The sequence below is a fragment of the Veillonella sp. CAG:933 genome, assembly GCF_000431435.1.
In the GTDB taxonomy this organism is placed as follows: Bacteria; Bacillota; Negativicutes; order Veillonellales; family Veillonellaceae; genus Veillonella_A.
This window is the reverse complement of sequence record NZ_HF986105.1, coordinates 1-5243: the sequence shown is the minus strand read 5'-3', so window position 1 is coordinate 5243 and position 5243 is coordinate 1. Positions and strand designations below refer to the sequence as shown.

The following is a 5243-nucleotide window of genomic DNA, read 5'->3' as shown; positions in this document are numbered from 1 at the left end:
CTGTAGAAATATAAGGATAAAGAGCCTTATAATATAACAACACCTTAATAAAGGGTTATAAAGGTGAGATTCTTGTTAAGTTTAAGATTACTACAGATGCTCTTCCTACAATTTATCAACCAGGTGAAAAGATTGCTCAGTTAGTAGTAATGCCTTATCCGAAGATGGAGCCTGTAATCGTAGAGGAATTATCAGGTGAAGATCGTGGTGGTGGATTTGGTTCAACTGATAAAAAAGAAGAAAATGAGAATGCAGAACAGGGACGAGAAAGCGGAGCAACTGAAGGAGATAATCAATCAGTACAGTAAAAATCCAGAGTATGTTAATGCATTTTATACTAAACAAGAAGCAGTAGATGCATTGAATAGACATTATAAAAACAGATACATTAAAATAAATTTAGATTAATATGAATACGTATATTTATACAGGTAGCAGCTCATTGTTAACAATGAAGGATAACGATATTAAGAATTTTGATACTATTAGTAATCATTACTTAAATATTGATTGGGCTTGGGTAATTGAGGAAGATGGTACCTTTGTAGCTAATGAAAAAGAATATGATGTAAAAGCTGGTGATGTAATCTTGGTTCTCTATGCTGGTTATAGAGAAAAAGAAGTACCGGTTAAAGATGGAAGAAAAGTTAGAGATTTTGTTATTATAAGAAATGAAGATTTTTATAATAATTATAAATTGAATAAAGAATACGATCAAAATTGTAATATGAAGGATTGCGATTGTTGCAAACCTTGTGTTACGAGAGCCTAAAAATGAATTTAGCGGATATAGTTGGTGGACAAGTGGTCATACATCCAGACATGTTGGCCATTCCACCATTTAAAAAACTTTGGGATTCATTTAAAGATAAAGATTTAGCAACAAAATACTTATGGTACATAGTACTTAAAAACAAATATGATTCTCCTTATGTAGAAACTATGGAGAGAGATCTAATAGAACCTACATTAAAGAAAGAACTATTTGGAAATGAAAACTATGAATTACCAGAAATAGTAATACAAGCAGAAGATAGTTGGAAAAGTAGAACATACTCCTTACTTGAGTATATGTTAGATGGATTACTATTGAAACTTGAAGGTGCTGCTAAATACTATCACTTATCTAAAGATGACGAAATGGATTTAGATTCTATTAAAAAGCTTACAGATGGTGCTAAGAATATGGCTGGAGTAATAGAATCAATTGTGAAACTTAAATCTCAAGTAAGAGCAGAAGAGATTAAGAATAGCAAAGTTAGAGGCGGTGGAGAAATGAACCCATTTGAATTACCAAAAAAGAAGTTGTAGAAACTACGACACAATAAAAGACATTATAAAAACCTGCCCGTTAAGGGCTTAAAGAAATTGCAATTATGGCTAAGACTAAAACTAGTAAAAAGAATACTAAACCGACAATGATTATTTTTGACTTTACTGAGGTATATAACAACATGAAAGCAGAGCAAGAAAGAGATTTAGCTGAAGCTGCTGCTTATGCTATATCACACATGGATGAAAAAACAGAAAATAATCACACTACTAAAACTAGTTTATGGCAGAAAATTAAGAACCTGTTTAAACGAAGAAAGTAATTTATGATTGATTTCACAAAGAAAATCAAAAATTCTAATAAATTCAGAACCCCGGCGCTAACTTATATAGAGTCGGGGTCTTATTGTTCCTTCCCAAAAGGTACATCAGAGTATTTCAATTTTTGGGAAACAGAGGCCGATAGATGCATTAATGGTTATACTGCAGATGATGGGGACTACATCACTGGGTATAACTATTTTTATTTAAACTATTGCCCAATTCAAAGAATTGTATATAAAAATAAAAAGAATAAACAAGGGCAAGAAGAGTTAATCAAAGTAAGAGAATTAGCATTTCCAGACTTTTATGATTATGATTACTACTATTTTCAAGCTATTGAAAGTGCACAAGATCAAGGTAAACACTTGTGTGTAGCAAAAGCTAGACGTAAGGGTTATTCCTATAAAGGTGGTTCTATGCTTTGTCGTAATTTCTTTTTGATACCTGGTTCTAAGTCTTATGTATATGCATCAAATAAACAGTATCTTACTGATGATGGTATCCTTACTAAGGCTTGGGATTACATGGACTTTATAGATGAAAACACTGCATGGGGTAAAAAACGACAAGCTGTAAACACTAGCATGCGTCGTAGAGCTTCTATGATTGTAACTGATAACTTTGGTAATAAAATTGAAGTTGGTTACAAATCAGAGATAATAGGTGTATCATTGAAAGATAACCCAGATGCTGTACGTGGTAAAGCAGGTATGTTAATACTTTGGGAAGAGGCAGGTACTTTCCCAGAACTTAAAGCAGCATGGCAAATTGCTAGACCATCTGTAGAACAAGATGGCGTTGCTTTTGGTCTCATGATTATGTTCGGTACTGGTGGTGACGAAGGTCCTGCAGTAATGACATTACGTGAAGCATTTTATAACCCTAAATCGTACAATTGCATAGGTTTTGAAAATATATGGGATGATGGTATCCAGAGTAAGGAATGTGGCTTCTTTATACCTCAACACACTAATTTGGATATACGTGATGAAACTGGTAAACGATTGTATATGGATGAGGATGGTAATACTCTTCATGACAAAGCAAGACAGTTTATTTTAAATCTACGTGAAGAAGAATTAAAAGAAGCTACTAGTTCTCAACAAATAGATAGATATGTAGCAGAACACTCTGAATCACCAGCAGAAGCATTTACTGAATTATCTGGTAACATATTTCCAAAGAAAGAATTACAAAAACAATTAGCAAGGATAAGAACTAATACTAAGTTACAAAATCACAAACAAGTAGGTACACTTACTTTGGTTAATGGAGAGATAATTTGGAATATACAGAAAACAGGAGACATAACCGAATTCCCATTACCAAAGAATTCTGATCCTACTGGTAAAATAGTTATATGGGAACACCCAGTTAAAGATGCACCATTTGGTTTATATATAGCTGGTATTGACCCATATGATCACGATCAATCAGGTACTAATTCATTAGGTTCTTGTTTTATATATAAACGTTTTCAAGACTTTGAATCATATTCAGATATCATTGTAGCAGAATATACAGGTAGGCCAAAAACTGCTGAAGAGTTTTATGAAAATGTTCGTAAGTTACTTATTTACTACAATGCAAAAGCAATGGTAGAAAACCAAAACACTGGTTTATTTACTTATTTCAATAACAAACATTGTAGCCATTTACTTGCTGATCAACCAGACATCATTAAAGATATTGTTAATAATTCTACAGTAAATAGACGAAAAGGATGTCATATGAATAGAGAGATCAAACTTTGGGGAGAAGGTAAGATCAAAGAATGGCTGGAAGAACTTAGAGATCAAAAGCAATTAGGTTTAAATACTGTACTATCTGAACCATTCCTTGAAGAACTTATTCAATATAATGACAAAGGAAACTTTGATAGGGTTATGGCATTTATGCAGGTAATGGTCTATAGAGAACAATTGTATAATATACAAGTAAAGAAGAAAGAGGATGTTGAAAAGAAAATGAGATTGTTTGATAAACCGTTGTTTAAGAATACAGATGATTCATTTACATTCACGCCTTTAAATAATAACACAACCACATTTATGTTTACTAATTAATATGGAAAGAACAGTCAACTCATTTCCTATCCAAAGACTACCACTCAGTAAAAAAACCGAAGAATGGCGAAAAGACTGCGTGGATTACATTATTGGAATATCTGGCATAGCTTCGTCCGAAAGTATACCTGATGAAGAAGAAATGCAAAGCTATTATGATTTATATAATAGTATATACAATGAAAAAGACCTAAAGTATGTTACAAATCCTTTCAATCAAGATGATGGCTTTCCAGCAATGGCACAGGATTATAATATCATACGTCCAAAAGTAGATCTATTATTAGGTGAAGAAACAAAACGTCCATTTAACTTTAGAGTGTGCCGTACTAGTGATATTGCTAGTAGTGAAGTACAAGACAAAGCTAAACAGATGCTGTTGAATTATATGCAAGCTGCTATGCTTGCTAAATTAAGCCCAGAAGATCAAGCTAGATTTCAAGAAGGATTACAAACAGGCGAAATTCAAACACCAGAACAAATACAGAAGTATTTAACAAAGGATTACAAAGATGCAGCAGAAACAACAGCATATCAAAGTCTATTATTCTTACTTAAGAAAGAAAACATTTCCCATGAATTTATGAAAGGCTTTAAAGATGCACTTGTTGCAGGACTTGAAGAGTACTATGTAGGAATTAGAAATGGTGAACCAGTTATTAAAAGAATTAATCCTAAAGATTTTAAATATCCTGCAGAAGAAGGAATTGAATTCATTCACGATGCATCTTGGTGTTGTTATAGATCATTAATGTCATGGAGCCAAATATATGATCAGTTTTATGATAAACTGGATGAAAAGCAATTAAATGAATTGTTAGAAATAGTAGATCAAAAGCCTACAGCAGGATTTGGTCCAGATAAAAGCCCAGTAGATGATTTTGTTCATTATAACTTAAAATCATATAATAAATTACCAGATCATAATCCTTATGGAGATCCAGATAATATTGTAGTTTATCATGTATGTTGGAAATCACTCAAAAAGATAGGCTTTGTTACAATAATAGATCCTGAAACAGGTATGCCAGATGAAATACAAGTAGATGAATACTATAAACCTACTGGTGAAGAAATCAATGTTGAATGGAAATGGATCATTGAAGCATGGGAAGGATATAGAGCAGGTGATGATCTTTACTTTGGTATGCAACCATTAGAGTACCAATTCCGTAGAGGAGACAATTTAAATAGTGCTAAATTACCATACACTGGTGCAGCTTATAGTAATACAAATACTAAAGCTAAATCATTAGTTGCTATCATGAAACCATTACAATACATGTATATCATACTCTGGTATCGTCTTGAAATGGCAATAGCTAGAGATAAAGGAAAAATACCTGTAATAGATGTTACTCAAATACCAAAAAGTATGGGTATAGATGTTGACAAGTGGATGCATTACTTAGGGGCACTTGGTGTAGCATTTGTCAATCCGTACGAAGAAGGTTGGGACATTCCTGGTAGAGAGGGTGGTAAACCATCACCATACAATCAATGGACTTCTATTGATGCAAGTATGTCTAATACTATTAATACGTACATTCAATTACTTGCGAAGATTGAAGAAATGGTATC

Annotated in this window: 6 protein-coding genes; all 6 read left to right on the top strand. The window is 32.8% G+C overall.

Translation table 11 applies throughout. The annotated features are described in order from the left end of the window. Positions 1-195 precede the first annotated feature (195 nt). A complete protein-coding gene (locus tag QZL64_RS00370) occupies positions 196-408 on the top strand; it encodes a hypothetical protein (RefSeq protein WP_021840077.1) in 213 nt (70 codons plus the stop codon). 34 nt (positions 409-442) lie between these two features. Beyond that, positions 443-772: a hypothetical protein gene (locus QZL64_RS00365; protein WP_296309066.1), complete on the top strand. Its 330-nt coding sequence runs from the start codon at positions 443-445 to the stop codon at positions 770-772. A 2-nt stretch (positions 773-774) separates the two neighbouring features. Beyond that, positions 775-1311, top strand: a complete 537-nt coding sequence (locus QZL64_RS00360; protein ID WP_021840075.1) for a hypothetical protein — start codon at positions 775-777, stop codon at positions 1309-1311. A 65-nt stretch (positions 1312-1376) separates the two neighbouring features. After that, positions 1377-1595 (top strand): hypothetical protein, encoded by a 219-nt coding sequence (locus tag QZL64_RS00355; protein ID WP_021840074.1) that lies wholly within the window; start codon positions 1377-1379, stop codon positions 1593-1595. A 3-nt stretch (positions 1596-1598) separates the two neighbouring features. After that, on the top strand, positions 1599-3662 hold the full coding sequence (locus QZL64_RS00350) for a hypothetical protein (RefSeq protein WP_021840073.1): 2064 nt from the start codon (positions 1599-1601) through the stop codon (positions 3660-3662). Between the two features lie 79 nt (positions 3663-3741). Then, positions 3742-5243: hypothetical protein (locus tag QZL64_RS00345; protein ID WP_296309064.1), on the top strand; the 1502-nt coding region annotated here is incomplete at its 3' end.

What these genes read in the sequence shown, in the direction of transcription:
- QZL64_RS00360 (WP_021840075.1), top strand. Translation starts at nt 775, where the DNA reads ATGAATTTAGCGGATATAGTTGGTGGACAAGTGGTCATACATCCAGAC.
- QZL64_RS00355 (WP_021840074.1), top strand. Translation starts at nt 1,377, where the DNA reads ATGGCTAAGACTAAAACTAGTAAAAAGAATACTAAACCGACAATGATT.
- QZL64_RS00350 (WP_021840073.1), top strand. Translation starts at nt 1,599, where the DNA reads ATGATTGATTTCACAAAGAAAATCAAAAATTCTAATAAATTCAGAACC.